The 24,485-nt window shown below is 63.1% G+C and carries 26 protein-coding genes; 12 read left to right on the plus strand and 14 right to left on the minus strand.

Going from position 1 to position 24,485, the window contains the following annotated elements; translation table 11 throughout:
* Window positions 1–475: 475 nt before the first annotated feature.
* From kdpC to BLT65_RS20265, 8 genes are all read right to left on the minus strand, one after another.
* On the minus strand, window positions 476–1,057 hold the full coding sequence (gene kdpC, locus BLT65_RS20230; RefSeq protein ID WP_042316186.1) for a potassium-transporting ATPase subunit KdpC: 582 nt from the start codon (window positions 1,055–1,057) through the stop codon (window positions 476–478).
* Between the two features lie 46 nt (window positions 1,058–1,103).
* Window positions 1,104–3,188, minus strand: coding sequence for a potassium-transporting ATPase subunit KdpB (kdpB, locus tag BLT65_RS20235; RefSeq protein WP_042316188.1), 2,085 nt, complete (start codon window positions 3,186–3,188; stop codon window positions 1,104–1,106).
* A gap of 42 nt (window positions 3,189–3,230) precedes the next feature.
* Window positions 3,231–5,036 (minus strand): potassium-transporting ATPase subunit KdpA, encoded by a 1,806-nt coding sequence (kdpA, locus tag BLT65_RS20240; RefSeq protein WP_042316190.1) that lies wholly within the window; start codon window positions 5,034–5,036, stop codon window positions 3,231–3,233.
* Window positions 5,033–5,125: a K(+)-transporting ATPase subunit F gene (gene kdpF / locus BLT65_RS20245; protein WP_007583461.1), complete on the minus strand. Its 93-nt coding sequence runs from the start codon at window positions 5,123–5,125 to the stop codon at window positions 5,033–5,035. Before kdpF ends, kdpA begins: the two co-directional genes overlap by 4 nt.
* Complete coding sequence (locus tag BLT65_RS20250) at window positions 5,122–5,235, minus strand: hypothetical protein (protein ID WP_007583456.1); 114 nt, start codon at window positions 5,233–5,235, stop codon at window positions 5,122–5,124. Before BLT65_RS20250 ends, kdpF begins: the two co-directional genes overlap by 4 nt.
* A 160-nt stretch (window positions 5,236–5,395) precedes the next feature.
* Window positions 5,396–6,370 (minus strand): quinone oxidoreductase family protein, encoded by a 975-nt coding sequence (locus BLT65_RS20255; protein WP_091780248.1) that lies wholly within the window; start codon window positions 6,368–6,370, stop codon window positions 5,396–5,398.
* 65 nt (window positions 6,371–6,435) lie between these two features.
* Window positions 6,436–6,825, minus strand: coding sequence for a methylglyoxal synthase (locus tag BLT65_RS20260; protein ID WP_007583451.1), 390 nt, complete (start codon window positions 6,823–6,825; stop codon window positions 6,436–6,438).
* Window positions 6,826–6,885: 60 nt separating this feature from the next.
* Window positions 6,886–7,665, minus strand: coding sequence for an SDR family oxidoreductase (locus BLT65_RS20265; RefSeq protein WP_091780251.1), 780 nt, complete (start codon window positions 7,663–7,665; stop codon window positions 6,886–6,888).
* Between the two features lie 273 nt (window positions 7,666–7,938).
* Here BLT65_RS20265 and upp point away from each other — a divergent pair, with 273 nt between their 5' ends.
* On the plus strand, window positions 7,939–8,589 hold the full coding sequence (gene upp, locus BLT65_RS20275) for a uracil phosphoribosyltransferase (RefSeq protein WP_042316195.1): 651 nt from the start codon (window positions 7,939–7,941) through the stop codon (window positions 8,587–8,589).
* 717 nt (window positions 8,590–9,306) lie between these two features.
* Here the strand turns inward: upp and BLT65_RS48880 are convergent.
* Complete coding sequence (locus tag BLT65_RS48880) at window positions 9,307–9,750, minus strand: hypothetical protein (RefSeq protein ID WP_482811879.1); 444 nt, start codon at window positions 9,748–9,750, stop codon at window positions 9,307–9,309.
* Between the two features lie 37 nt (window positions 9,751–9,787).
* On the opposite strand from BLT65_RS48880, the gene BLT65_RS20280 reads away from it, so the two are divergent.
* From BLT65_RS20280 to rng, 8 genes are all read left to right on the plus strand, one after another.
* Complete coding sequence (locus BLT65_RS20280) at window positions 9,788–10,516, plus strand: YebC/PmpR family DNA-binding transcriptional regulator (RefSeq protein ID WP_091780256.1); 729 nt, start codon at window positions 9,788–9,790, stop codon at window positions 10,514–10,516.
* A 274-nt stretch (window positions 10,517–10,790) separates the two neighbouring features.
* Window positions 10,791–12,074, plus strand: a complete 1,284-nt coding sequence (gene purD / locus BLT65_RS20290; protein WP_091780261.1) for a phosphoribosylamine--glycine ligase — start codon at window positions 10,791–10,793, stop codon at window positions 12,072–12,074.
* Window positions 12,075–12,353: 279 nt separating this feature from the next.
* Window positions 12,354–13,286: an oxygen-dependent coproporphyrinogen oxidase gene (hemF, locus tag BLT65_RS20295; protein WP_042310233.1), complete on the plus strand. Its 933-nt coding sequence runs from the start codon at window positions 12,354–12,356 to the stop codon at window positions 13,284–13,286.
* A gap of 51 nt (window positions 13,287–13,337) precedes the next feature.
* Complete coding sequence (locus BLT65_RS20300; protein ID WP_042310235.1) at window positions 13,338–14,078, plus strand: nicotinate-nucleotide adenylyltransferase; 741 nt, start codon at window positions 13,338–13,340, stop codon at window positions 14,076–14,078.
* A 2-nt stretch (window positions 14,079–14,080) separates the two neighbouring features.
* On the plus strand, window positions 14,081–14,539 hold the full coding sequence (gene rsfS, locus BLT65_RS20305) for a ribosome silencing factor (protein WP_091780264.1): 459 nt from the start codon (window positions 14,081–14,083) through the stop codon (window positions 14,537–14,539).
* A gap of 70 nt (window positions 14,540–14,609) precedes the next feature.
* Window positions 14,610–15,080 (plus strand): 23S rRNA (pseudouridine(1915)-N(3))-methyltransferase RlmH, encoded by a 471-nt coding sequence (gene rlmH / locus BLT65_RS20310; RefSeq protein ID WP_007583432.1) that lies wholly within the window; start codon window positions 14,610–14,612, stop codon window positions 15,078–15,080.
* 160 nt (window positions 15,081–15,240) lie between these two features.
* Complete coding sequence (locus tag BLT65_RS20315; protein ID WP_091780267.1) at window positions 15,241–15,867, plus strand: Maf family protein; 627 nt, start codon at window positions 15,241–15,243, stop codon at window positions 15,865–15,867.
* A gap of 9 nt (window positions 15,868–15,876) precedes the next feature.
* Window positions 15,877–17,346, plus strand: a complete 1,470-nt coding sequence (gene rng, locus BLT65_RS20320) for a ribonuclease G (RefSeq protein ID WP_007583428.1) — start codon at window positions 15,877–15,879, stop codon at window positions 17,344–17,346.
* A 6-nt stretch (window positions 17,347–17,352) separates the two neighbouring features.
* Here the strand turns inward: rng and BLT65_RS20325 are convergent, their stop codons facing one another.
* Together BLT65_RS20325 and BLT65_RS47920 are read right to left on the minus strand one after the other, a co-directional pair.
* Window positions 17,353–17,769 (minus strand): DUF4279 domain-containing protein, encoded by a 417-nt coding sequence (locus tag BLT65_RS20325; RefSeq protein ID WP_091780270.1) that lies wholly within the window; start codon window positions 17,767–17,769, stop codon window positions 17,353–17,355.
* 11 nt (window positions 17,770–17,780) lie between these two features.
* The gene (locus BLT65_RS47920; protein WP_244186533.1) at window positions 17,781–18,698 is read right to left on the minus strand and encodes a hypothetical protein; all 918 of its coding nucleotides are present in this window, start codon (window positions 18,696–18,698) and stop codon (window positions 17,781–17,783) included.
* A gap of 165 nt (window positions 18,699–18,863) precedes the next feature.
* Between BLT65_RS47920 and BLT65_RS20335 the strand changes: the two genes are divergently transcribed.
* From BLT65_RS20335 to BLT65_RS20340, 3 genes are all read left to right on the plus strand, one after another.
* Window positions 18,864–19,052: a hypothetical protein gene (locus BLT65_RS20335; protein ID WP_091780273.1), complete on the plus strand. Its 189-nt coding sequence runs from the start codon at window positions 18,864–18,866 to the stop codon at window positions 19,050–19,052.
* A 182-nt stretch (window positions 19,053–19,234) separates the two neighbouring features.
* Window positions 19,235–19,405 (plus strand): hypothetical protein, encoded by a 171-nt coding sequence (locus BLT65_RS47250; RefSeq protein WP_007744176.1) that lies wholly within the window; start codon window positions 19,235–19,237, stop codon window positions 19,403–19,405.
* 119 nt (window positions 19,406–19,524) lie between these two features.
* Window positions 19,525–19,821, plus strand: coding sequence for a hypothetical protein (locus BLT65_RS20340; protein ID WP_042310245.1), 297 nt, complete (start codon window positions 19,525–19,527; stop codon window positions 19,819–19,821).
* Between the two features lie 37 nt (window positions 19,822–19,858).
* On the opposite strand, the gene BLT65_RS20345 is transcribed toward BLT65_RS20340, so the two are convergent.
* The 3 genes from BLT65_RS20345 to msbA form a co-directional block, all read right to left on the minus strand.
* Window positions 19,859–21,115 (minus strand): O-antigen ligase family protein, encoded by a 1,257-nt coding sequence (locus tag BLT65_RS20345; RefSeq protein ID WP_091780276.1) that lies wholly within the window; start codon window positions 21,113–21,115, stop codon window positions 19,859–19,861.
* A 235-nt stretch (window positions 21,116–21,350) separates the two neighbouring features.
* Window positions 21,351–22,325 carry a glycosyltransferase family 4 protein gene (locus BLT65_RS20350; RefSeq protein ID WP_244186534.1) on the minus strand — a complete coding sequence of 325 codons (975 nt, stop codon included), beginning with the start codon at window positions 22,323–22,325 and terminating at the stop codon, window positions 21,351–21,353.
* A gap of 108 nt (window positions 22,326–22,433) precedes the next feature.
* Window positions 22,434–24,227 carry a lipid A export permease/ATP-binding protein MsbA gene (msbA, locus tag BLT65_RS20355; RefSeq protein WP_091780283.1) on the minus strand — a complete coding sequence of 598 codons (1,794 nt, stop codon included), beginning with the start codon at window positions 24,225–24,227 and terminating at the stop codon, window positions 22,434–22,436.
* Window positions 24,228–24,485: the final 258 nt, after the last annotated feature.

A 24,485-nucleotide genomic window follows, 5' to 3' on the forward strand; every position in this document is an offset into this window, starting at 1 on the left:
AGCGCACGCGCTCCACCCTGTCAGAGCGCCGAGCTATACGCCGCCACAACCTACACACAGTTTGCCACCTGGGCGGCACATACCATTCGCTGCCACTAACACGTGTACGGGTGTGTGAAGCGGGTGAGGCGTTCGTTCAAAGCGTTGGCAACGAACGTGGGTCACGTGATTGCCGTGTGAGGCGTAAGACCCTGTGGGGGCCCTCAGGCAAGAAGAAATGTTGGCGGTGTTAGCCGCTTTCTTTTGCCTACTTTTCTTTGCGGCGGCAAAGAAAAGTAGGTGCCGCCCCGCACAGGGGCGACGCTTGAAGCGGGCTAACAAATCGCGGATGCCAGCGCAAAAGCAAGAGCAACAAACCCAAACCGGATGCCACCGCAAACCCAAGCAAACCACCCCAGCGTCGCAGACAGAAAAAAACCAAAAAGCCCAGGGCGACGCCATCACCAAAAAAACGTCGCCCCGGGAAGGTCACACCTCACCCACGCTGCGCGTCATCCAGCGCAAGATTCAACTCAAGCACATTAACCCGCGCCTCGCCAAACAACCCAAACTGCCGCCCATGCGTATAGCGATCAACGAGAGCGGCAACATCATTGGCATTCATCTTCCGCGCAGCAGCAACCCGCTCAACTTGAAAAGCCGCCGCGGCAGGCGAAATCTCCGGATCAAGCCCACTACCCGAAGAAGTCACGAGATCAACAGGAACAGCCGTATCAGCAGGCATATGCCCAGCAGCCTTCAACGCATCGAGACGACCTTTAACCTCATCGGCGAGAGCCGGATTAATCGGCCCGAGATTCGAGCCACTCGACCCCTGCGCGTTATACGGCATCGGCGCCGTCGCCGACAAACGCCCCCAGAAGTACTGCGGCGCATCGAACTGCTGCCCGATCAACCGCGACCCGACTACCTTGCCGTCCTTCTCGATCATGCTGCCATTGGCCTGATCGTGAAAGACAGCCTGGCCGAATGCCGTCATCACGGCAGGATACGCAAGCCCAGTCACAGCCGTCAGCACGGCAAAGATCACCACCATCGGGCGAAAAAGCGATTTCATGATTCAGATTCCTTTTATCTGTCGATAGACGTGCGTCGCACAGCCATCAAACCCAACCGCACGCGGCCAGCACCATGTCGATCAGCTTGATGAACGGGAACGGCAGCAGAATCCCGCCCAACCCATAAACCAGCAAATTACGACGCAACAGCGATGCGGCGCCCAGCGGACGATACGTCACGCCCTTCAGCGCGAGCGGGATCAACGCCACGATGATCAGCGCATTGAAGATCACCGCCGACAAAATCGCCGACGACGGCGAGCTCAGATGCATCACGTCGAGCACGCGCAGCTGCGGATACGTGGTCGCGAACGCGGCCGGAATAATCGCGAAGTACTTGGCGACGTCATTGGCAATCGAGAACGTCGTCAACGAGCCGCGCGTCATCAGCATCTGCTTGCCGATCTCGACGATCTCGATCAGCTTGGTCGGATTCGAATCGAGATCGACCATGTTGCCCGCTTCCTTCGCGGCCTGCGTGCCCGTGTTCATCGCGACCGCAACGTCAGCCTGCGCGAGCGCCGGCGCATCGTTGGTGCCGTCGCCCGTCATCGCGACGAGCCGGCCTTCCGCCTGGTGCGCGCGGATCGTCGCGAGCTTCGTTTCAGGCGTGGCCTCCGCGAGGAAGTCGTCGACGCCCGCTTCCGCTGCGATGGCCGCCGCCGTCAGACGGTTGTCGCCCGTCACCATCACGGTCTTGATGCCCATCTTGCGCAACTCGGCAAAGCGCTCCTTGATGCCGCCCTTCACCACGTCCTTCAACTCGATCACGCCGAGCACGCGCGCCGGGCCTTCCGTCTTTTCCGCCACCACGAGCGGCGTGCTGCCGCGACGCGCGACTTCCGCGACCGCGTTCGACACGTCGGTCGGGAAACGGCCGCCGTGTGCTTCGACGTATTGCTTCACTGCGTCGGCAGCGCCCTTGCGGATTTCACGGCCTGCGAGATCGACGCCACTCATGCGCGTCTGCGCGCTGAACGCAAGAAACACGGGATGCAGAACGGCCATGTCGCGCTGACGAATGTTGAAGCGCTGCTTCGCGAGCACGACGATGCTGCGGCCTTCCGGCGTTTCGTCGGAGAGCGACGACAGTTGCGCGGCATCCGCGAGCGTCTCTTCGGTCACGCTAGACGCCGGAATGAACGTCGATGCCTGGCGGTTGCCGAGCGTGATCGTGCCCGTCTTGTCGAGCAGCAGCACGTCGACGTCGCCAGCCGCTTCAACGGCGCGACCCGATGTCGCGATCACGTTCGCCTGCATCATGCGGCTCATGCCCGCCACGCCGATCGCGGACAACAGACCACCGATCGTCGTCGGAATCAGACACACGAGCAGCGCGACGAGCGCGGTGATCGTCACGACGTGCCCCGCCTTCGCGGCTTCGACGGAGAACATCGAGAACGGCAACAGCGTGGCCGTGGCGAGCAGCAGCACGATAGTCAACGCGACGAGCAGAATGGTCAGCGCGATTTCGTTCGGCGTCTTCTGACGCTTCGCGCCTTCGACCATCGCGATCATGCGGTCGAGGAACGCTTCGCCAGGATTGGCCGTGACGCGCACGACGATCCAGTCCGACAGCACGCGCGTGCCGCCCGTCACCGACGAGAAGTCACCGCCCGACTCGCGGATCACAGGCGCGGATTCACCCGTGATGGCCGACTCGTCGACGGACGCGACACCTTCGATCACTTCGCCGTCGGCGGGAATCACGTCGCCCGTTTCGACCAGCACGACGTCGCCGCGGCGCAGGTCGGAAGCCGTCATGATGCGGATCGGCGACTTCGGATGCGGCTCGTTGAGCTTCTTCGCCATCACGTCTTTCTTCGCGCTGCGCAGCGAGGCCGCCTGCGCTTTCGAGCGCCCTTCAGCGAGCGCTTCGGCGAAGTTCGCGAACAGCACCGTGAACCACAGCCACAGCGACACCGCGAGAATGAAGCCCGCGGGCGCCTCGGCCTGGCCCATCAACGCGGCGATCCAGAGGATCGTCGTCAGGATGCTGCCGACGTACACGCAGAACATCACCGGGTTGCGGAACTGCGTGTGCGGCTTGAGTTTCTTGAACGAGTCCACGATCGCCGGGCGCACAAGCGCCGGATCGAACATGGACCGGGTAGCGGAATGGTCAGTCATTTCTTCCTCTAATTGCTTCGCCGTTTCTTTTCGCGTGGCGTATCAATGGCCCGCGATCATCATCAGATGTTCAACGCCGGGGCCGAGCGCGAGCGCGGGCACATACGTGAGCGCGCCGACCAGCAGCACCGTGCCGAGCAGCAGCACGACGAACAGCGGTCCGTGCGTCGGCAGCGTGCCGCCCGTCACCGCGATGCGCTTCTTCGCGGCCAGCGAGCCGGCAATCGCGAGCACGGGGACGATCGTGCCGAAGCGGCCGAACCACATCGCCACCGCCGTCAGCCAGTTGTAGAACGGTGTGCTCACCGTGAGGCCCGCGAACGCGCTGCCGTTGTTGTTCGCCGCCGAGCTGAATGCGTACAGGATTTCGGAGAAGCCATGCGCGCCCGGATTCAGGATGCCCGCCTTGCCCGCATCGGTGAGCACGGCAATCGACGTCGCGACCAGCACGAGCAGCGGCGTGAGCAGCACGACGATCGACACCATCTTCATCTCGTACGCTTCGATCTTCTTGCCGACGTATTCAGGCGTGCGGCCGATCATCAGCCCCGCGACGAACACCGCCAGCATCGCGAACACCAGCATCCCGTACAGACCCGAACCCACGCCGCCGAAGATCACTTCGCCGAGTTGCATCAGGAGCATCGGCACGAGGCCGCCGAGCGGCGTCAGCGAGTCATGCGTGTTGGCCACGGCGCCGCACGAAGCCGCCGTCGTCGCAACCGTGAAGATGCCCGACTGCGCGATGCCGAAGCGCGTTTCCTTGCCTTCCATGTTGCCGCCCGGCTGCAGCGCGGTCGCCGACTGATCGACATGCAGCGACGTGAAGAGCGGATTGCCGCCTTGCTCCGCGCTGATCTCGCCCGCGACGCACACGGCGAATGCGATCGTCATCACCGCGAGCACGGCCACGCCTTGCCGGCGGTCACCGATCACGCGGCCGAACACGAGACACAGCGCGGCGGGGATGATCAGGATCGAGAAGATCTGCACGAAGTTCGAGAACGGCGTCGGGTTCTCGTACGGATGCGCGGAGTTGCCGTTGAAGAAGCCGCCGCCGTTCGTACCGAGCATCTTGATCGCTTCCTGCGAGGCGACCGGGCCCATCGCAATGGTCTGCGTCTTGACAGGCGTATCGACCATCACCGGGTTGCCCTTCGCGTCCTTCACCGGGTTGCCCTGGGCATCCGTCTTCGGCGCGGAGTACGTGGTGGTCTGCAGCGTCGGCACGTCCTCGTACGACTTGAAGTTCTGGATCACGCCTTGGCTCATGAAGACAGCCGCGACGATCATCGACATCGGCAGCAGCACGTAGAGCGTCACGCGCGTGATGTCGACCCAGAAGTTGCCAATGGTCTTCGCGGTGTGGCGCGCGAAGCCGCGCACCAGCGCAATCACGACGACGATGCCCGTCGCCGCCGACAGGAAGTTCTGCACTGTCATGCCCAGCATCTGCGTCAGATAGCTGACTGCCTGTTCGCCGGAGTAGTCCTGCCAGTTCGTGTTGGTGACGAAGCTGATGGCCGTGTTGAATGCGCCGTCGACGGTCATCGCGCTGAACTGCTGCGGATTGCCGGGCAACAGGCCTTGCACGCGCAGCAGCACGTAAAGGAACGCGACGCCGAGCAGGTTGAACGCGAGCGTGGCGATGGCGTAGTGCTTCCAGCTCATTTCCTGTTCAGGATCGACGCCTGCGAGGCGGTACAGCAGACGTTCGATTGGCCCGCCCAGCTTGACGACGCGCGACGTGCCGTCCATCACGCGCGTCAGATAGCGCGAGACGGGCACGGCGGCAGCGAGCAGCACGACGATGAAGAGCGCCGGCTGCAAGACATTGTTGAGGTTCATTCAATGTCCTCCGCGCGCAGCAGCGCATAGACGAGATAAGCGAACAGCAGCGCGGTTGCCGCGCCCGATAGCCAGAGGATCCAGTTCACGAGCGCGCTCCCTGACCACGGCCGTAACGCGTCAACTTCTCGCATCCGGCGATCAACCCAAAGGTCAGCGCAGCAAAAAGCGCGATGCCCCCGACGTACAGCACATCCATTTCATGTTCTCCATTTGTTGGACGATGGATGGTCGCAACGTTATGCCCATTGACGTAAAGGGCAGGTCAAAGATGGGTGGGGGAGTGTAAAAAAGGTGTAAACGGAAAAGGCCGCTTCACGTCGCGCGTGAAGCGGCCCTTGTTGTTGCGGTGAGGCTTGTTACGGCACCAGAACCGTCGACCCCGTCGTCCTGCGCGCCTCCAGATCCGCATGCGCCTTACCTACGTCGGCAAGCGCATAGCGCTGATTGATGCTCGTCTTCACCTTGCCCGACGCGATCACGTCGAATAGATCGGCCGTCATCGCGTCGAAGTCGCTGCGCTTGCCCATATACGTAAACAGCGTCGGCCGCGTAAAGAACAACGATCCGCGCCCGGCGAATTCCGATGAATCGATGGGCGGCAGCGGGCCCGATGCATTGCCGAAGCTCACGAACATGCCGAGCGGCGCCAGGCAGTCGAGCGACGCCGTAAACGTATCCTTGCCGATCGAGTCGTACACGACGGGCACACCGGCGCCGTTCGTGATCTCGCGCACGCGCTTCGTGAAGTTCTCGCGCGTGTACACAATGGGATGGTCGCAGCCGTGCGCCTTCGCGATCTCCGCCTTCTCGTCGGAACTGACCGTGCCGATCACCGTCGCGCCCAGCGCCTTCGCCCACTGGCACACGAGCAGCCCGACACCGCCCGCCGCCGCCTGGATCAGGATCGTGTCGCCCTGCTTCACGGGATACGTGCGACGCAACAGATATTGCGCGGTCAGCCCTTGCAGCATCACGGAAGCGGCTTGTTCGTAGTCGATCGCATCGGGCAGTTTCACGACCTGCGCAGTGGGCAGCACACGCTCTTGCGCGTACGCGCCCGGCGGCCGCGCGACGTACGCGACGCGGTCGCCCGCCTTCAGGTCCGTCACGCCGGCGCCGACGGCGGTCACCTCGCCCGCCGCCTCCATCCCGAGACCGCCCGGCAACGGCAGCGGATACAGCCCCGTGCGGAAATACACGTCGATATAGTTCAGGCCGACGGCATGCTGTTTGATACGGATTTCGCCGTTGCCCGGCTCGCCCACTTCGACGTCGACCCACTTCATCACTTCCGGGCCGCCTGTCTTGTCGAATCGAATTGCCTTGGTCATGTCATCTCCGGATTTATTCGTTGCCTGGTTCGTGTTGATGGCGCGGTTAAAAGCGTCCGACGCCGTCAGACCTGATGGTTCAGACGCAGCGTCAGCACGTCGAGGATCATCCGCGCCGTCGAGATGTTGGTCGCGCACGGCACGTTGTGGACATCGCACGCGCGGACCAGCGCGTTGATGTCCGGCTCGTGCGGCTGCGGCGTCATCGGGTCGCGCAGGAAAATCACCATATCGACATTGCCTTCGGCCAGTTGCGCGCCGATCTGCAGGTCACCGCCGTGCGGACCGGACAGCATCCGCTCGACTTTCAGGCCATGCGCGTCGGTGATGCGCGAGCCCGTCGTGCCCGTCGCGATCAGATCGCAGCGCGACAGCGTGTCGACGTACTCGCCCGCCAGCCTGACGATGTCATCCTTCTTATGATCGTGCGCGATCAGCGCGACGCGTGTTGTCATGTCGTTGCTCCTCTTGTGTTGTCGTTATGGTGTTTGCGATGTGCCGCAAAGGGCCTTGCATCAATAGGTGCCGGGATACGAGCCGCCGTCGATCAGCCAGTTCTGCCCGGTGATATAGCCCGCATGCACGCTGCACAGGAACGCACAGGCGCGGCCGAACTCGTCGGGTGCGCCGAAGCGGCGCGCGGGAATCGTCGCCATGCGCTGCTTGCGCGCATCGTCGACGGAAATGTTTTGCGATTTCGCCGATGCCTCGAACGTCACGGCGATGCGGTCCGTGTCGAACAGGCCAGGCAGCAGGTTGTTGATCGTCACGCCGTCCGGCGCCACCTTGCGCGCGACGCCCGCGACGAAGCCCGTCAGCCCCGAGCGCGCGCCGTTCGACAGGCCGAGCACGTCGATAGGCGCCTTCACCGACGAACTCGTGATATTCACTACGCGCCCGAAGCCACGCGAGATCATGCCGTCGATGGTTGCGCGGATCAGTTCGATCGGCGTGAGCATGTTCGCTTCGAGGGCCCGAATCCAGTCGTCATGCGTGAAGTTGCGGAAGTCGCCCGGCGGCGGGCCGCCCGCATTGTTGACGAGAATATCCGGCTGCGGACACGCGGCGAGCGCCGCGGCGCGGCCTTCGGGCGAGGTGATGTCGCAGGCCACCGCTTTCACGTCGACGCCCGTCTTCGAGCGGATCGCGGCCGCCGTGGCTTCGAGCGTTTCCGCCGTGCGCGCGACGATCGTCACGTTCACGCCTTCCGCCGCCAGCGCCTCGGCGCAGCCGCGCCCCAGTCCCTTGCTTGCCGCGCACACCAGCGCGGTCTTTCCAGCGATGCCCAGATCCATGTGAATTTTCCTGTTGTCGTGCGCGCAACGAGCGGGACGTGCCTGCGCATTGCGCCCGGGGTGGTCGGTCAACTGTCCCCCGATTCTAGAAGAATCGACGCGGCGCTGCCGGACGTCGCTGATATACCTTTCATCAGCATCCGTCTCTTTGCGCCGCCCTTCCGGTAAACTTGCAGCCATGGCGCAGCCGCGCGCCGCCGCCCCGTTGCGGGGTGCGTGCGCCGCGCCAACTCATCGTCAGCCCAGCCTAACTTCGCCGCGAGGCGCTCCGTCATGACTCAGGACAGCCGTTTTCCCAATCTTTTCATCCTCGATCACCCGCTGATCCAGCACAAGCTGTCGCACATGCGCGACCGCGACACGTCCACGCGGACGTTCCGCGAACTGCTACGCGAGATCACGCTGCTGATGGGCTATGAAATCACCCGCAACCTGCCGATGACGACTCGTCGCGTAAGCACGCCGCTCGTCGATATCGACGCGCCTGTGATTGCTGGCAAGAAGCTTGCGATCGTGCCCGTCCTGCGCGCGGGTGTTGGTATGTCGGACGGGCTGCTGGAGCTGATTCCGTCGGCGCGGGTCGGGCATATTGGGGTGTATCGCGATGACGATCATCGGCCGGTCGAGTATCTGGTGCGGTTGCCTGATCTCGAGGATCGTATTTTTATTCTTTGCGATCCGATGGTCGCGACGGGGTATTCGGCCGTGCATGCTATCGACGTGCTGAAGCGGCGCGGTGTCGCGGGTGAGAATATCTCGTTCCTCGCGCTTGTGGCTGCGCCTGAAGGCGTGCAGGTGTTTCAGGATGCTCACCCTGACGTGAAGCTGTACGTTGCTTCGCTCGATTTGCATCTGAATGAGCATGCTTACATTATTCCTGGGCTTGGGGATGCTGGGGATCGGTTGTTCGGGACGAAGAACTAGTCTTTTTTTGCCCTTCGGGCCGTTCGCGGGTTTGCGGTGGTGTTCGCGGTTTGCCTTTGTGGCGTGGCCGGTTTGGTTTGCTTGTGCTCGTGGTGGCATCCGCGTTTCGTTATCTGGCTTCATGCGTCGCCCCTGTGCATTTGCCTTTCGCTGGCATCCGCGATTCGTTAGCGTGCTTCAAGCGTCGCCCCTGTGCGGGGCGGCACCTACTTTTCTTTGCCGCCGCAAAGAAAAGTAGGCAAAAGAAAGCGGCTAACACCGCCAGTTCTTGTGTTTGCCTGAGGGACCCCAAAGGTTCCTACGCTTCACACGGCAATCACGTCATTCATGCTCGTTGCCAGCGCTCTTGCGGTACGCCTAACCCGCTTCACGCAACCGCAATCCAGCATGCCGCGCCAGATAGTCCACGGCCGCCCAGGTGGCAAACTGTGTGTCGGCCGTAGCACCTCAGCCGCCTCACTTCGGACCGATTGCGCACGTGTCCCACCATGTAAGAGCGCTAACTTATACGACGCGACAACCTACACACAGTTTGCCACCTGGGCGGCAAATACCATTCGCTGCCGCTTGCCCGAGTACGGGTATTCGAAGCGGGTGAGGCGTTCATTCGAAGCGTTGGCAACGAGCACCAGCCAAGGCACTGCCGTGTGAAGTGTGGGGACGTTGGGGGCCCGTGGATAAGAACACGGGCTGGCGGTGTGAGCCGCTTTCTTTTGCCTACTTTTCTTTGCGGCGGCAAAGAAAAGTAGGTGCCGCCCCGCACAGGGGCGACGCGTGAAGCACGCTAACGAATCGCGGATGCCAGCGCCAGCGCAAGAGCAACAAAACCAAACCGGATGCCACCGCAAACCCAAGCAAACCACCCCAGCGTCGCAGACAAGACCAAAAACCGAATACCAAAACCAAACCCAAACCCCATGGCCCCTGCGGCCACCCCCTCCCATGATAAAATCTCGGTCTGCCCACCGAACGGGCGGCACACCCACCACCGGCATTGCGATGGCCGATTCCGTCGATGTTAAGACGTTTGCGCGGCGTCCTTCCCGACACACCACCGCCGAACAGGCCCGCAAGCCACAGCATTCCAGGGTGCGACCAGACTGACATCGGGGCGCGAGCGCACATCCGCCACGCCCGACAAACGCAACGACAATTGCACAATGCGTGCGCCCCGCTGGCGCGCGCGACGGAGAAAGGTATGGCGGGTCATTCGAAATGGGCCAACATCAAGCATAAGAAAGCAGCAGCCGATGCCAAGAAGGGCAAGGTCTGGACGCGGCTCATCAAGGAAATCCAGGTCGCGGCCCGCATGGGCGGCGGCGACATCGACTCGAACCCGCGCCTGCGGCTCGCCGTCGACAAGGCGTACGACGCCAACATGCCGAAGGACAACATCAACCGCGCGATCCAGCGCGGCGTCGGCGGCGTCGATGGCGCGAACTATGAAGAAATCCGCTACGAAGGCTACGGCATCGGCGGCGCAGCCATCATCGTCGACACGATGACGGACAACCGCACCCGCACCGTCGCGGAAGTGCGCCACGCGTTCTCGAAGTTCGGCGGCAACATGGGCACGGACGGCTCGGTGTCGTTCATGTTCGATCACGTTGGCCAGTTCCTGTTCGCGCCCGGCACGCCGGAAGACAAGCTGATGGAAGCTGCCCTCGAAGCAGGCGCCGACGACGTCGTCACGAACGAAGACGGCAGCATCGAAGTGGTCTGCCCGCCGAACGACTTCCCGAAGGTCAAGTCCGCGCTCGAAGCAGCCGGCTTCAAGGCGGAAGTCGCGGAAGTGACGATGAAGGCGCAAACGGAAGTCGAATTCGCCGGCGACGACGCCGTCAAGATGCAAAAGCTGCTCGACGCGCTGGAAAATCTGGACGACGTGCAAGAGGTCTACACGAACGCGGCCATCGCCGACGAGTGAGGCGGCAAGTGAGCGCGCCGCCCCGATCAGGGTTCCCGTCCCGGTTCCCTTCAATGACGGGGCAGTGGCTGCGCTTCTTGCTGCGCTCGCCGCGCGAGCGTTCGTGCATTGACACGGGCGCGTCGTTCGCCGCGTATTTCTCTGCGTTTACCGCCACATGGCCCGGCTTTGTGGCCTGTCTCACAGGCAACGCGTTCGCGTTGTGCGAAGGTAGATATCCACGGCTCGCGCCGCTGCGCGGGCCGTTCACGGTTTTTAGCATTCGGGGAATCACATGAAGTTACTCGTCGTCGGTTCCGGCGGTCGCGAGCATGCGCTCGCATGGAAGCTCGCACAGTCGCCACGCGTGCAGCTCGTCTATGTCGCGCCTGGCAACGGCGGCACCGCGCAGGACGACCGGCTGCTCAACATCGGCATCACCGATCCGAACGCGCTCGCCGACTTCGTCGAGAAAGAGCAGATCGCGTTCACGCTGGTGGGCCCGGAGCAGCCGCTCGCGGCGGGCATCGTCAACATCTTCCGCGCGCGCGGCCTGAAAATCTTCGGCCCGACGAAGGAAGCGGCGCAGCTCGAAAGCTCGAAGGACTTCGCGAAGGCGTTCATGAAACGTCACGCAATCCCGACAGCGGAATACGAGACCTTCTCGGACGTGGCTGCCGCGCACGCCTACATCGACGCCAAGGGCGCGCCCATCGTCATCAAGGCCGACGGCCTCGCGGCCGGCAAGGGCGTGGTCGTCGCGCAGACGCTCGAAGAAGCGCACCACGCCGTCGACATGATGCTGTCGGACAACAAGCTCGGCGATGCGGGCGCGCGTGTCGTGATCGAAGAATTCCTTGCCGGCGAGGAAGCGAGCTTCATCGTGATGGTGGACGGCATCAACGTGCTGGCGCTGGCGTCGAGCCAGGACCACAAACGCCTGCTGGACGGCGATCAGGGCCCGAACACGGGCGGCATGGGCGCCTACTCGCCCGCGCCCATCGTCACGCCGCAGTTGCACGCGCGCGTGATGCGCGAAATCATCCTGCCGACCGTGCGCGGTATGGAAAAGGAAGGCATCCGCTTCACCGGCTTCCTGTACGCCGGTCTGATGATCGACGCGCAAGGCAACCCGAAAACGCTCGAATTCAACTGCCGGATGGGCGACCCGGAAACGCAGCCGATCATGGCGCGCCTGAAGGGCGACTTCTCGAAGGTCGTCGAGCAGGCGATCGCGGGCACGCTGGATACGGTGGAACTGGAATGGGACCGCCGCACGGCGCTGGGCGTGGTGCTGGCCGCGCACAACTATCCGGAAGCGCCGCGCAAGGGCGACTTCATCAGCGGCATTCCCGTCGAGACGGCGGACGCGGTGACGTTCCATGCCGGCACGGCACTGACGGACGGCAAGCTGACGACGACGGGTGGACGCGTGCTGTGCGTCGTCGGGCTGGCCGACTCGGTGCGCAGCGCGCAGTCGGTCGCGTATGAGGCGATCAACCATATTTCGTTCGACGGCATGCAGTATCGCCGCGACATCGGTTATCGCGCGGCCAACCGCAAGCACGGCCAGAGCTGACGCTCTCCATGCAACAGCACTTTCCGGCGCGGCGTTCGGGCACTTACCCCGGACACGCAGCACGGCCCTCTGGGGCCAGTCGACCGCGCCGGCGCTACACTTGGGTTTGCAGGTAGAGGTTTGCGACTGCGGGCAGCGAAGCGCGCCCGGCCGCTGGCGGGCGACGGCAACCGTCAAGACGGAAACCGCCAACCTCCCCGCTGCGATCACATCGCGCCCAACCTGTCCCATCGAGACCCGACCGCGCCAGCGTTCTGAACCTGCCGCGCCCCACACACCATGACTGATTCGATTCACGACGCCCACGATACCCAGACGGTCCGCAGCTGGATGCAAGGCCTGCAGACGCGGATCGCCGACGCGCTCGGCGCATTCGACGGCACGCCGCTCGCCACCGACAGCTGGCAGCGCGCGCCCGGCGAAAAGCTGCGCGGCGGCGGCTGCACGCGCATTCTGGAAGACGGCCAGTTCTTCGAGCGCGCGGGCATCGGCTTCTCGGATGTGCAAGGCGACGCGCTGCCCGGCTCGGCGAGTGCGCTGCGCCCGCAACTGGCGGGGCGCGGATTCGAGGCGATGGGCGTGTCGTTGGTGCTGCACCCGCGCAATCCGTACTGCCCGACCGTCCACATGAACGTGCGGCTGCTCGTCGCGACAAAAGCAGGCGAAGCGCCCGTGTTCTGGTTCGGCGGCGGCATGGATCTGACGCCCTACTACGGCTTTGAAGAGGACGCGCAGCATTTTCACCGCGTCTGCCGCGACGCGCTGCAACCGTATGGCGACGATCTGTACCCGCGCTTCAAGCGCTGGTGCGACGACTATTTTTTCCTGAAGCACCGCAACGAGCCGCGCGGCATCGGCGGGATTTTCTTCGACGACTACGCGGAGCCCGGCTTCGAGCAGTCGTTCGCGATGGTCAAGAGCGTCGGCGACGCGTTTCTGGACGCCTATCTGCCTATCATCGAAAAACGCCGCGACATGCCGTACGGCGACGCCCAGCGCGACTTCCAGGCCTACCGGCGCGGCCGGTACGTCGAGTTCAACCTCGTCTTCGACCGTGGCACACTGTTCGGGCTGCAAAGCGGCGGCCGCACGGAATCGATCCTGATGTCGATGCCGCCTGTCGTAAACTGGCGCTACAACTGGCAGCCCGAGCCGGGCACGCCGGAAGCGCGCCTGACCAGCGACTTTCTCGTGCCGCGCGAGTGGGTCTGACGCGCCCCGTCGCGCGCTACCCGCTTCTACTGAAAGGCAAAGGAACCGCAACTGAATCCGACCGCTCAATCCGTCGCACCTCAACGGGCATTGCGCCGACGCATCGGCATACTCGGCGGCACGTTCGACCCGATCCACGACGGCCATCTCGCGCTCGCGCGACGTTTCGCCGATGCGCTCGATCTGACCGAACTCGTGCTGATGCCGGCTGGCCAGCCGTGGCAGAAGGCGGACGTATCGGCGGCCGAAGACCGGCTCGCGATGACGCGCGCGGCCGCCGCCTCGCTGACCCTGCCGGGTGTGACCGTCAGCGTTGCCACGGATGAAATCGAGCACGATGGCCCTACTTATACGGTCGAAACGCTGCGGCGCTGGCGCGAGCGCGAAGGCGCGGACGCGTCGATCTCGCTTCTGATCGGCGCCGACCAGCTCGTGCGGCTCGACACGTGGCGCGACTGGCAGCGCCTGTTCGACTATGCGCATATCGCCGCCGCGACACGCCCGGGCTTCGACGTAACGGCCGTGCCGGCCCCCGTCGCGGCAGCCATCACGCAGCGCGCGGCGCAAGCCGGCACGCTGCAGGCAACACCCGCCGGGCATTTGCTGATCGACACGTCGCTTGCGTTCGACGTGTCGGCCACCGACATCCGCGCGCATCTGCGCGCGTGGTTCGAAAACGATGCGGACGCCTCTGCAAGCGGCGCTGCCGCCCACGGCCAGTCCGCACCAAATCATGTCCCCACTGCTGTGTGGGACTATATTGTTCAACATCACCTGTACCAACATCGGTAACCATGGATATACGCAAGCTGCAACGCGCGATCGTCGACGCACTCGAAGACGTGAAAGCGCAAGACATCAGGGTGTTCAACACCAGCCACCTCACCGAACTGTTCGATCGCGTCATCGTCGCGAGCGGCACGTCGAACCGCCAGACCAAGGCGCTCGCGTCCAGCGTGCGCGAAAAGGTCAAGGAAGCGGGCGGCGACATCATCAGCACCGAGGGCGAAGACATCGGCGAATGGGTGCTGGTTGACTGCGGCGACGCCGTCGTACACATCCTTCAGCCGGCCCTGCGCCAGTACTACAACCTCGAAGAGATCTGGGGCGACAAGCCGGTGCGCGTAAAGCTGTCGACGCCGAACCCGTTCGGCGGCGCCCGTCCGTCCGAGCCGCTCGACGACGAGGACGAAGACGAGGAAGCACCCGTCGCGCGTCCGGCACGCAAGGCACCTGCCCGCCGCCGCTCGTGAGCGTGCCGCTGTCCACGACCAGGTTTGCGCCTGCCGCTACGGGCGGCGCTGACCGGGCGCGAGGCTGACGATGAAACTGCATATCGTCGCGGTTGGCCACAAGATGCCGGACTGGATCGCCACGGGCTTCGACGAGTACGCGAAGCGCATGCCGCCCGAGCTGCGCATCGAGCTGCGCGAGCTCAAGCCCGAGCAGCGTTCGTCGGGCCGCTCCGCCGAAAGCGTGATGGCCGCCGAGCGCCAGAAGATCGAAGCCGCGTTGCCGAAGAACGCGCGCATCGTCGCGCTTGATGAACGCGGCAAGGACTGGACCACGATGCAGCTCGCCAACGCCCTGCCCTCGTGGCAACAGGACGGGCGCGACGTCGCGTTTCTGATTGGCGGTGCGGACGGGCTCGACCCCGAACTGAAGGCGCGCGCGGACATGCTGCTGCGCCTGTCGAGCCTCACCCTGCCGCACGCGATGGTCCGTGTGCTGCTTGCCGAGCAACTGTATCGCGCGTGGACCATCACGCAGAATCATCCGTACCATCGGGCCTGAACTCCGGGTCTGAACACGCCTTCATCTTCCGGCTGTCTCGCACGGTGTACAACCTGGCCGAATGGCCAGGTTGTACCGTCTGCGCCATCTGTTACGCTCAACGCTTTCGTGGGCTTGCGCCTTTGCCGAGCCGCGTTTCCCGTTTCTTTGAAGCCGATCCATGTCTAATCAGTCCGCTGTCTTTCCGTTCGTCTATCTCGCGTCGCAAAGCCCGCGCCGCCAGGAGTTGCTCACGCAACTGGGCGTGCGCTTCGAGCTGCTGCTGCCGCGCCCCGATGAAGACGCGGAAGCGCTCGAAGCCGAGTTGCCCGGCGAGCGCGCGCACGACTACGTGATGCGTGTGTGCATCGCGAAGGCGCGTGCGGCGCGCGCGCGGCTCGTCGCGGGCGGCCACGCGAACGCGCCCATTCTGGTTGCCGACACAACCGTCACGATCGACGATGCGATTCTCGGCAAGCCGATCGATGCCGACGACGCCGTCACCATGCTCACGCGCCTTGCGGGCCGCGATCATGAAGTGCTGACGTCCGTGGCTGTCGTCGATGTACAGGGCGAACTGCTCGCGCCCGCGCTATCGGTATCGCGAGTGCGCTTTGCTGCAGTGCAAAGCGATGCGCTGCGCCGCTACGCAGCAAGCGGCGAGCCGCTCGGCAAGGCGGGCGCGTATGGGATTCAAGGCCGCGCGGCGGAGTTTATCGAGCATATCGACGGGTCCTATTCAGGTATCATGGGTTTGCCATTGTTTGAAACCGCTGCCCTTCTACGTGCGGCGCGCATCGACTTCTAAAACAACACCATGAACGAAGAAATCCTGATTAACGTTACGCCACAGGAGACGCGCGTAGCGTTGGTCCAGCAGGGCGCAGTGCAGGAGCTTCACGTCGAGCGCACGCTGTCACGCGGGCGCGTCGGCAATGTCTATCTCGGCAAGGTGGTGCGTGTGCTGCCGGGCATGCAGTCCGCGTTTATCGATATCGGTCTGGAGCGCGCTGCGTTTCTGCACGTCGCCGATATCTGGCATCCGCGGCTCGCGGGCGAACCGCAGCAGCAGGTGCCGCATCAACCCATCGAGAAGATCGTCTTCGAAGGGCAATCGCTGATGGTCCAGGTCGTCAAGGACCCGATCGGCACGAAAGGCGCACGGCTGTCCACGCAGGTGAGCATCGCCGGGCGCACGCTCGTCTATCTGCCGCAGGAACCGCATATCGGCATTTCGCAAAAGATCGAAAGCGAAGCCGAGCGCGAGGCTGTGCGTGCGCGGCTGACGTCGGTGCTGCCCGTCGACGAGAAAGGCGGCTACATCGTGCGCACCATCGCAGAAGACGCGACGAGCGAAGAACTGGCCGGTGACGTTGCGTATCTGCGCAAGACATGGGCGACCATACTTTCGCAGGGGCAGCGCATGCCGCCCACGAGCCTGCTTTATCAGGACTTGAATCTCGCACAGCGCGTGCTGCGCGACTTCGTCAATGACGAGACCACGCGCATTCAGGTGGATTCGCGTGAGACGTATCAGATGCTCGCGGAGTTCGCGGCCGAGTTCACGCCCGCTGTGTCGTCGAAGCTGCATCACTACACGGGTGAGCGTCCCCTCTTCGATCTGTACAACATCGAGACGGAAATCCAGCGCGCGCTGTCAAGGCGTGTCGATCTGAAGTCGGGCGGCTATCTGGTGATCGACCAGACGGAAGCGATGACGACCATCGACGTGAACACGGGCGGCTACGTCGGCGCACGCAATTTCGACGACACGATCTTCAAGACCAATCTCGAAGCGGCACATACGATCGCGCGTCAGTTGCGGCTGCGCAATCTGGGCGGCGTGATCATCATCGACTTCATCGATATGGAGAATGTCGAGCATCGCGATCAGGTGCTCAACGAACTGAAGAAGGCGCTGTCGCGTGACCGTACCCGCGTGACGGTGAACGGGTTCTCGCAACTCGGGTTGGTCGAGATGACGAGAAAGCGCACGCGTGAGTCGCTTGCGCATGTGTTGTGCGAGCCGTGCCCTATTTGCCAGGGCAAGGGGCAGGTGAAGACGGCGCGTACCGTCTGTTATGACGTGCTGCGGGAAATTCTGCGTGAGTCGCGTCAGTTCAATCCGCGCGAGTTTCGCGTGGTCGCGTCGCAGCAGGTGATCGATCTGTTTCTCGAAGAAGAATCGCAACATCTGGCCATGTTGATGGATTTCATCGGCAAGCCGGTTTCGTTGCAAGTTGAGTCGAATCTGAGTCAGGAGCAGTACGATATTGTGCTGATGTAAGCAGCGTTATCGGTATTCGTCAATGTCGATGGCAATCCCCTGGTCCTCGGCCATCGTCTGGATATCGCACGGAATGACGGGCACGCGGTTACCGCTTTCGTTCACCCAATAGCAGAAGAACCGCATTCTTGCGCCGGCCTGTTCGACAAGTGCCCGGAGGTCGGCGCGCGGAAGACCGAGGCGTTTCTGCAGAAACTGCAAGTGCGGACCGAGTTGATCGTTCCGGACAGCCAACCTGCTTTCCAATCCCCAAACACCCGTACGCCGCTGCGCCGTTCCTGTTCCGCCAGCACCCCTGATCGGCGCGCCCTTCGTCACGGCGATATCTGGCTGAACACCGAAATACCCCGTCCAGAACCCGGGCGCTACGTTGTCGCCCGAGATTGTAAAGCTGACATAGGCTAGTTCGACTTCAGCATTCATAAGTCTCCCGTTCAGTTTTGATAGTCGTGGAAATTGTCGATGTATTCGCCATTGAAATAGACGTCGCCATTGTCGTGCCACTCGAGGTCGTCGTTCGGCCCGACTCCATTCTGAGCCTTGAAGCGGTGGACCATCTCACGGAACTGCTGACTGCTGTAACCAAGCATTTTCGCTGCATAGCCCGGTTTAAGTGTGCTGGCTGCAAGCTCTTCAACGTCACCGCCCGTCTCGTCGGGGACGTATTCGAAAGGCTGCGTAGTGCCCAATGTCGTGAAAGAGCCGCCTCCGACGTCATCTGCACCGGCCACATCGTCCGCTCCAAAGTCAGACAGATCCGGCAATCCGTATCGGCTGATCCATCCTGCTTGAGCAAACAACGGCAAGGTCCCGAGCGGATCTTTGAGCACCATCGCGTGCATGAACTCCTGGTTCATGCCGTCCATCATCGCCTTGATTTCGGGCCAGGTTAGCGCACTCGCATTCATCCGTTCGAGTTGTGCCCGATAGCGATCCGCAAGCGGGACGTCAAGTTCGGCTTCGTAGTCGACGCAACCCCAGAATGACGATGCAACTGATTTGACTGACGCCGTGCTGCTATTTCCGTCGAGCGAAGTATTTTCCGGGATCACCACGATGGCGCTGACATGGCTTCGGACCATGCGCTGCAGCATTTGCACGACTTCAAGATCTGAGCCGGATCTGGCCAACCGATCATGCCAGTGAAAATTGTTGCCAAGAAACCGGCGCACGCGCCGGACAAGCGCAGCGTCCTTCGCCCAGACGTCAGCGTAGGCAGCGAGCGTGAACTTCCGGCCGGCATCAATAGCGGTTCGTTTCGCCGCCTCGTCTCCGACCGTAGCGCGCATGTAATCGTCGCGCTTGTACAGCACATAGCGATGCCATGAATCCGCTTTCAGTTCCGTTCCCATACCCGACCGTGCGAGTGGATGTGCCGAATTAGTAGCACGGAGCCACGATCCATTTGCAAAAGTTCGTGAAGCAACTGCCGCACATCGAACTCGCAAACAGACAGAGCAAGCCCCACATGGCACACCGTTTGCTGTCAGAGGATCACACCGCACGCGGGAGGCGACATGCGCTCCGAACAATACGAATACAACGACGATCAGACAGCTCTACCTACCCCTTGCTACGACGGGCTTTACCGCCCGGCGTCTAACGAGAAAAGCGCGTTACCGAAGCGCTCAGCGGCGGGCCCACTGACCTTCAGCATCGCATGGCTTTTCGGCCTCGAAGCGCTGCTTTCCGACGACGAAAACTGACTCACCAATGCAACCCGCATCGGAAGGCAATACGAAATTTCAATGACTTCCGTGTAGGGGTTACAGAGATTGATCGGGCGCGGCGTGCCGAAGGTGTATGGGGCCTGACGAAACCGCCGCCCGCCCTGTTCCGGCAAATCAACTAGACTTTCGATATGCAGTTGCAATAGACGGAGGCAGCCATGGCTGAATCAATGGTTGGCATCGTGGTCGGCATCGTCGTGCTGGCGGTCATCGCGACGCTGCTGTCGCATCAGTTGCGGCGCGAGCATCACGTGCATCACATCCGCGACGGAACGTCGGGCCGCTACGACGGGCATCGCTGGTGGGAACGCCTGCGCCACCGGCACTGAACCCCTTTCCCCGCCACATTAAATAGCGCCGCGCACCGCGGCGCACGACACACGGCAAGCGTGGACGTCGCCCATCATCGTCAGGCCGCCGACGCCCCGCCGCCCGCACGGAGGCAATCATGCCCGACGAGGCCGCAACCCTGAATTGGCAAAAAGTCGACTATGAAGGCTTCGAGATTCACGTCGCGCCGTCACTGAAAGACGGCAGCGAACGCTACACGTATATCGGCTACGTGTGCCATCCCGGCGCAGACCCGAAATCGCCCGGCCACACGGTGACGTTTCACGCGGACGGCGAGGAGTCGTTCAAGACACTCGACGACGCGACCTATGAAGCCGTACACGTGGGCAAGAGCATCGTCGAAGGTACGCATCCGGATCTGTCGGTGTTGTCGCTGGTGACGAGCGGCGTCTGATCCAGGTCGAACTCGTCTTACCGTCCTGGAGGCGCTCTTACGCCTGCGCCGGTGTGCCTTTACGACAGCTCAAGAAAATGCCGATGAGGAAGATAAACAGATTGCCTTCGGTAAAGTTGAGCAACAGCGAGTTCGCAAAGCAGCCGATCGTAAAAGCGAACAGATAAGCGAACACGATCGTGCGCGCGGGCTCGCTCAATTCGGTCGCGGTCCGACCGATCTGCACGAGCAGGAACACGAATAGCGCAATGCCGACCGCGCCCAGCTGAATACCCATCAGCAGAAATTCGTTGTGCGGATTGCCCGCCGTGGCCGCGGCGGCGCCCGTGTTGTTGCGCGCGTACGCGTCGAACTCGTCCTGCACAGTGCCCACGCCGTGGCCGATGATCGGCCGCTCGGCCAACAATTCGAGGCTGCGCCGGTAGAACACAATACGCACGCCCATCGACGTGTTCTTGTTCGACGTTTCGTATGCGCTGATTTCGTCGTTCGTTTCCGCGAGCCGCGAACCATGCGAATGCAGCGCCGCGTACACGAGACCGCCCGCAATGGCCACCAGCACCACGCCGCTCCCCCACCGCACCCACGGCTTCACGCCGCGCAGCGACGTAAAGTACGTCACGACGTAAATCAAGATGAAGAGAATCGCGATGATCTGCCCCGTGCGACCCTGCATCATCAACAGCACGTTGACGATGGCCAGCAGCGCGACGACATAGAGCGCCATCTTCGCGGCCCGCGCGCGCGCGTGCTTCGCGAAGTTCAGCGCCAGATAGAACAGCAGCGCCATCATGATGCCCGCCGCGATATGGTCCTTGAAGACCCACGCCCTGCGGATCGGATCGGTATTGGAGTGCCACGGGCCAATGGACGTCCAGCCGAAGTAATTCGAGCATGACAGCAACAGCAAAAGCGTCAACGCGCTGAACAGCGCCCACTTCGCAGCCGTCGTCCACGCGGACGTGCGGCAATCGCGGAACGTCAGGATCAGCAGCGGCAGATAGATCAGCTTGCGGTACTTCATCAGGAAGTCCAGCGCATGCACGCGATCCGCCGTCGTCCACGCGAGGCTCAGCGTCAGCACGGCGGCGAGCAACAGCGCCGCGACGCTCACGCGGTCGGTGAACAGCGAGCGCCAGTTGCGCCACACTTCGGGCGACAGCAGCGCGCACACCGCAAACAGCGTCGCCGCGATATTGACGCCGGCCGTCGACAACGGCACGGCAAACAGCGCGAACACCGCGAAACTTCGCGCAAGGATCAGGGGATACGAATCTTTTGTAGCGTGTTGCATGTAGCTTCGACTCTCATTGACGAAATGCGCTCGCGTAGCCTCGGACCAAGGGCTCGCTGCGTCGATGGCCCGGTTTTCGTCGGCCGGTGCCTTTTGTTGATCTTTGCTGATCCTGCCTGATTCTGCCTGCGTCCGTGCCCGGGCGACGGGTCACGCCATCGCCATCATCTCATGGTCACCATGCGATTTGGTTTCACACCTGCGCGCCATGCAAGCGGCGGTAAGGCGCGGAAAGTCATCGCGTGGCGTCGCGCAGATAGAACGCGGTGCGGGCATCGAGTGCCTCTGGGGAATACAGTTGCTCGACAGTCTTGCGCGCGGCCGCACCAATCTTTGCGCGCAACGCCGGCTGCGCGATCAGTTCAGCGAGTATCGCCAGCGCTTCGTCCGACGTATCGAACAGATAGCCGTTTTCGCCATGCCGGACGACATCCGCGTAGCCGCCGTGCCGGTGGCACACGACGGGCAAACCGCACGCCATCGCCTCGAGCACCACGCGGCCGAACGTCTCGACGTGCTCGCCCGTACGGTAGTAGAAGATATCGAGCTCGTGCAGAAAGTCCGGCGCGGCCATCGCGCCTTCGGGCAACAGACGGATCGCGTCGTCTTGCGGCAGCGCGCCCGCCAGCGTCGTCGCGCCTTGCAGCAGCAGCTTGCAGCCGCGCTCAGCGAGCGTCCTGTACACGGCGATGTCGTCGGGGTGATGTTTGTCGGCCGTGTCGCGGCTCAGACGGCCGATTACCGGCTGCGCGCGCGTTTCACGCTCGCGCGGCGCAAAGCGGCCGATATCGATCGGCGACGGCTGGATCTCGCCCTTCACGCCGAGCAGCCTCGACTGAAACGCGGAAATCAGCACGAACTCGGTCGCGGGCCAGCGCAACAGCGGCGGCGGTGCCGACGTCAGCGCGAGCAGCTTCGGATGAAACGTGTTGAACACGTACACGAGCCTCTCGGGACGCCCTGCGAAATACGGCCATACGCGGTGGCGCCAATGCGCGCCGACGAACACATACGTGCCGCCGCGCGGCACGCTGGCCTTGAGCGGCGCGAGCCGGCGGATCGGATACGCCGCCGACAGTTCGTCCGACGTCCGCGACGACGTGCTCCAGAGCTGCACGTCGCCCTTGCCGTGCAGCAGCTCGTACAGGCGCAGTGCCTCCTGCTCGCTGCCGCCGTTCGGATTGTGAAAGCCGTTGAAGATGTGAATCATGCCAACTGTCTGAATGGTCGCCGGCTGCATCGCACGCATCGCAGCGGCGGGCGCGCCCGCGTGCGGCCCAGGGCCGCGCGGGCGTTCTATTGTGGGGTCACGCGGTCGTCACGCCGCATGCTGCTGGAACTGGATGCGATGCAGATGCGCGTACAGCCCGTTCTGCGCGAGCAGCTCACGATGGCTGCCACGCTCGACGATGCGCCCCGCGTCGAGCACGAGGATGCGGTCCGCGCGCTCGATGGTCGACAGCCGATGCGCGATCACGAGCGTCGTGCGGCCCTTCATCAGCGTTTCGAGCGCGGCCTGCACGTGGCGCTCGGATTCGGAGTCGAGCGCGGATGTGGCTTCGTCGAGAATCAGGATAGGCGCGTCCTTGTAGACCGCGCGCGCAATCGCGAGACGTTGACGCTGGCCGCCCGACAGCATCATGCCGTTGTCGCCGATCAGCGTATCGATGCCGTTCGGCATCGCCGCCACCGTGTCCCACAGATTGGCCGCATGCAAGGCCGCCTTCACGCGTTCCGCGTCCGCGGGCTGTCCGTAGGCGACGTTGTTCGCGATCGTGTCGTTGAACAGCACGACGTCCTGGCTCACCATCGCGATCTGGCTGCGCAATTCATGGATGCCGTACTCCGGCAACGCGACGCCGTCGACGAGTACCTGCCCGTCGCTCGGATCGAAGAAGCGCGGCAGCAGGTTCACCAGCGTCGTCTTGCCGCTGCCCGACGGGCCGGCCAGCGCGACCATTTCGCCTGGCGCGACCTTGAACGACACGCTATCGAGCGTCTGCCGCTGCATCGGACCCGTCGCGCCGTACCTGAACGACACGTCGCGGAACTCGACTTCGCCCGTCGAGCGCTCCAGTTTGAGTCCGCCGCCTGGCGGCTCCGACGGCTCGTCGATCAGTCCGAAGATCAGTTCGGCCGCCGTCATCCCGCGTTGCAACGGTTGATTCACGTCCATCAGATGCTTGAGCGGCGAAATGATCAGCAGCATCGACGTGACGAACGCGACAAAGCCGCCGACCGTCGTCTGATCGTGCGACGACTGCACGACGGCAATCGTGATCACGACAGCAAGCGCGATCGACGCCAGAAATTGCGTCAGCGGCTGCGCGAGGCCGCCCGATACCGTCATGCGCATCGAATAGCCGCGCAGCTGCTTGCTCATCTCCGTGAAACGGTCGATCTCGTAGCGCTCGCCGTTGTGCACCTTGACGACCTTGTAGCCGCCCACCGTCTCCTCGACGATATAGGACAGCTCGTTGGTGAGCGTCTGATGTTCGCGGTTCAGGCGGCGCAGCCGGCGGTTGATCTTGCCCACCAGCCAGCCGATGCCCGGCAGCAGCACCGCGACGATCAGCGTCAGGCGCCAGTTCAGATAGAACAGATAGCCGAGCAGGAACACGACCGTCAGCGAATCGCGCACGAGCGTCACCATCACGCCGATCAGCACGTTCAGGATCTGGTTGACCTCGAAGACGATCGCGTTGATGACCGTGCTGGCCGTCTCGCGCTGAAAGAACGAAACACTGCTGTGAATCATCCTGTTGAACATGGTCAGCCGCAGATCCAGCAGGATGCGGTTCGACACGTAGGAAAGAAGGTAGCCCGACGCGTACTGCGTGACGCCGCGCAACAGCGCGAGGCCGATTATGGCGAGTGGCACGAACCATTTCGCGCTGTCGCTGCTGTGCGTGCCGAAGCCGTGGTCGAGCAGCGGCTTGAGCAGTGCGGGAATCCCCGCCTCGGTGGCGGCGACGACGCCCATCGTGAGGATGGCGGCGACAACGGTCCAGATGAGCGGCTTCACATACGGCCACAGCCGGCGCAGGACGACGACAGTCGACGTTGCTTCACCGGAGCCGATGGGCTTGCTTAACGTTGGCTTGGCGCTCAAGAGTTCCTCTGGGAATGCGGGCACCCTTCACGGCACCCGTGGGCCGCCCTCGGGCGGATTGCAAATGCGACATTGTAAACCGTTCGGCATGCCATCCCGACGCGGCTAAATGATTGGAAATCCACGCGTTTGCAGATTTTCGCGGCGCGGCGCGAGCGAGGGGGTCCGACGCGCACGTTCGTCAACGGTTTGCGCCCTCGCCCACTGCGCGCCGCTGTACGCCGCTGTGTATATACTTGCGCAACTTTCGTTGGGCGA

The sequence above is a fragment of the Paraburkholderia steynii genome (assembly GCF_900100565.1).
In the GTDB taxonomy this organism is placed as follows: domain Bacteria; phylum Pseudomonadota; class Gammaproteobacteria; order Burkholderiales; family Burkholderiaceae; genus Paraburkholderia; species Paraburkholderia terrae.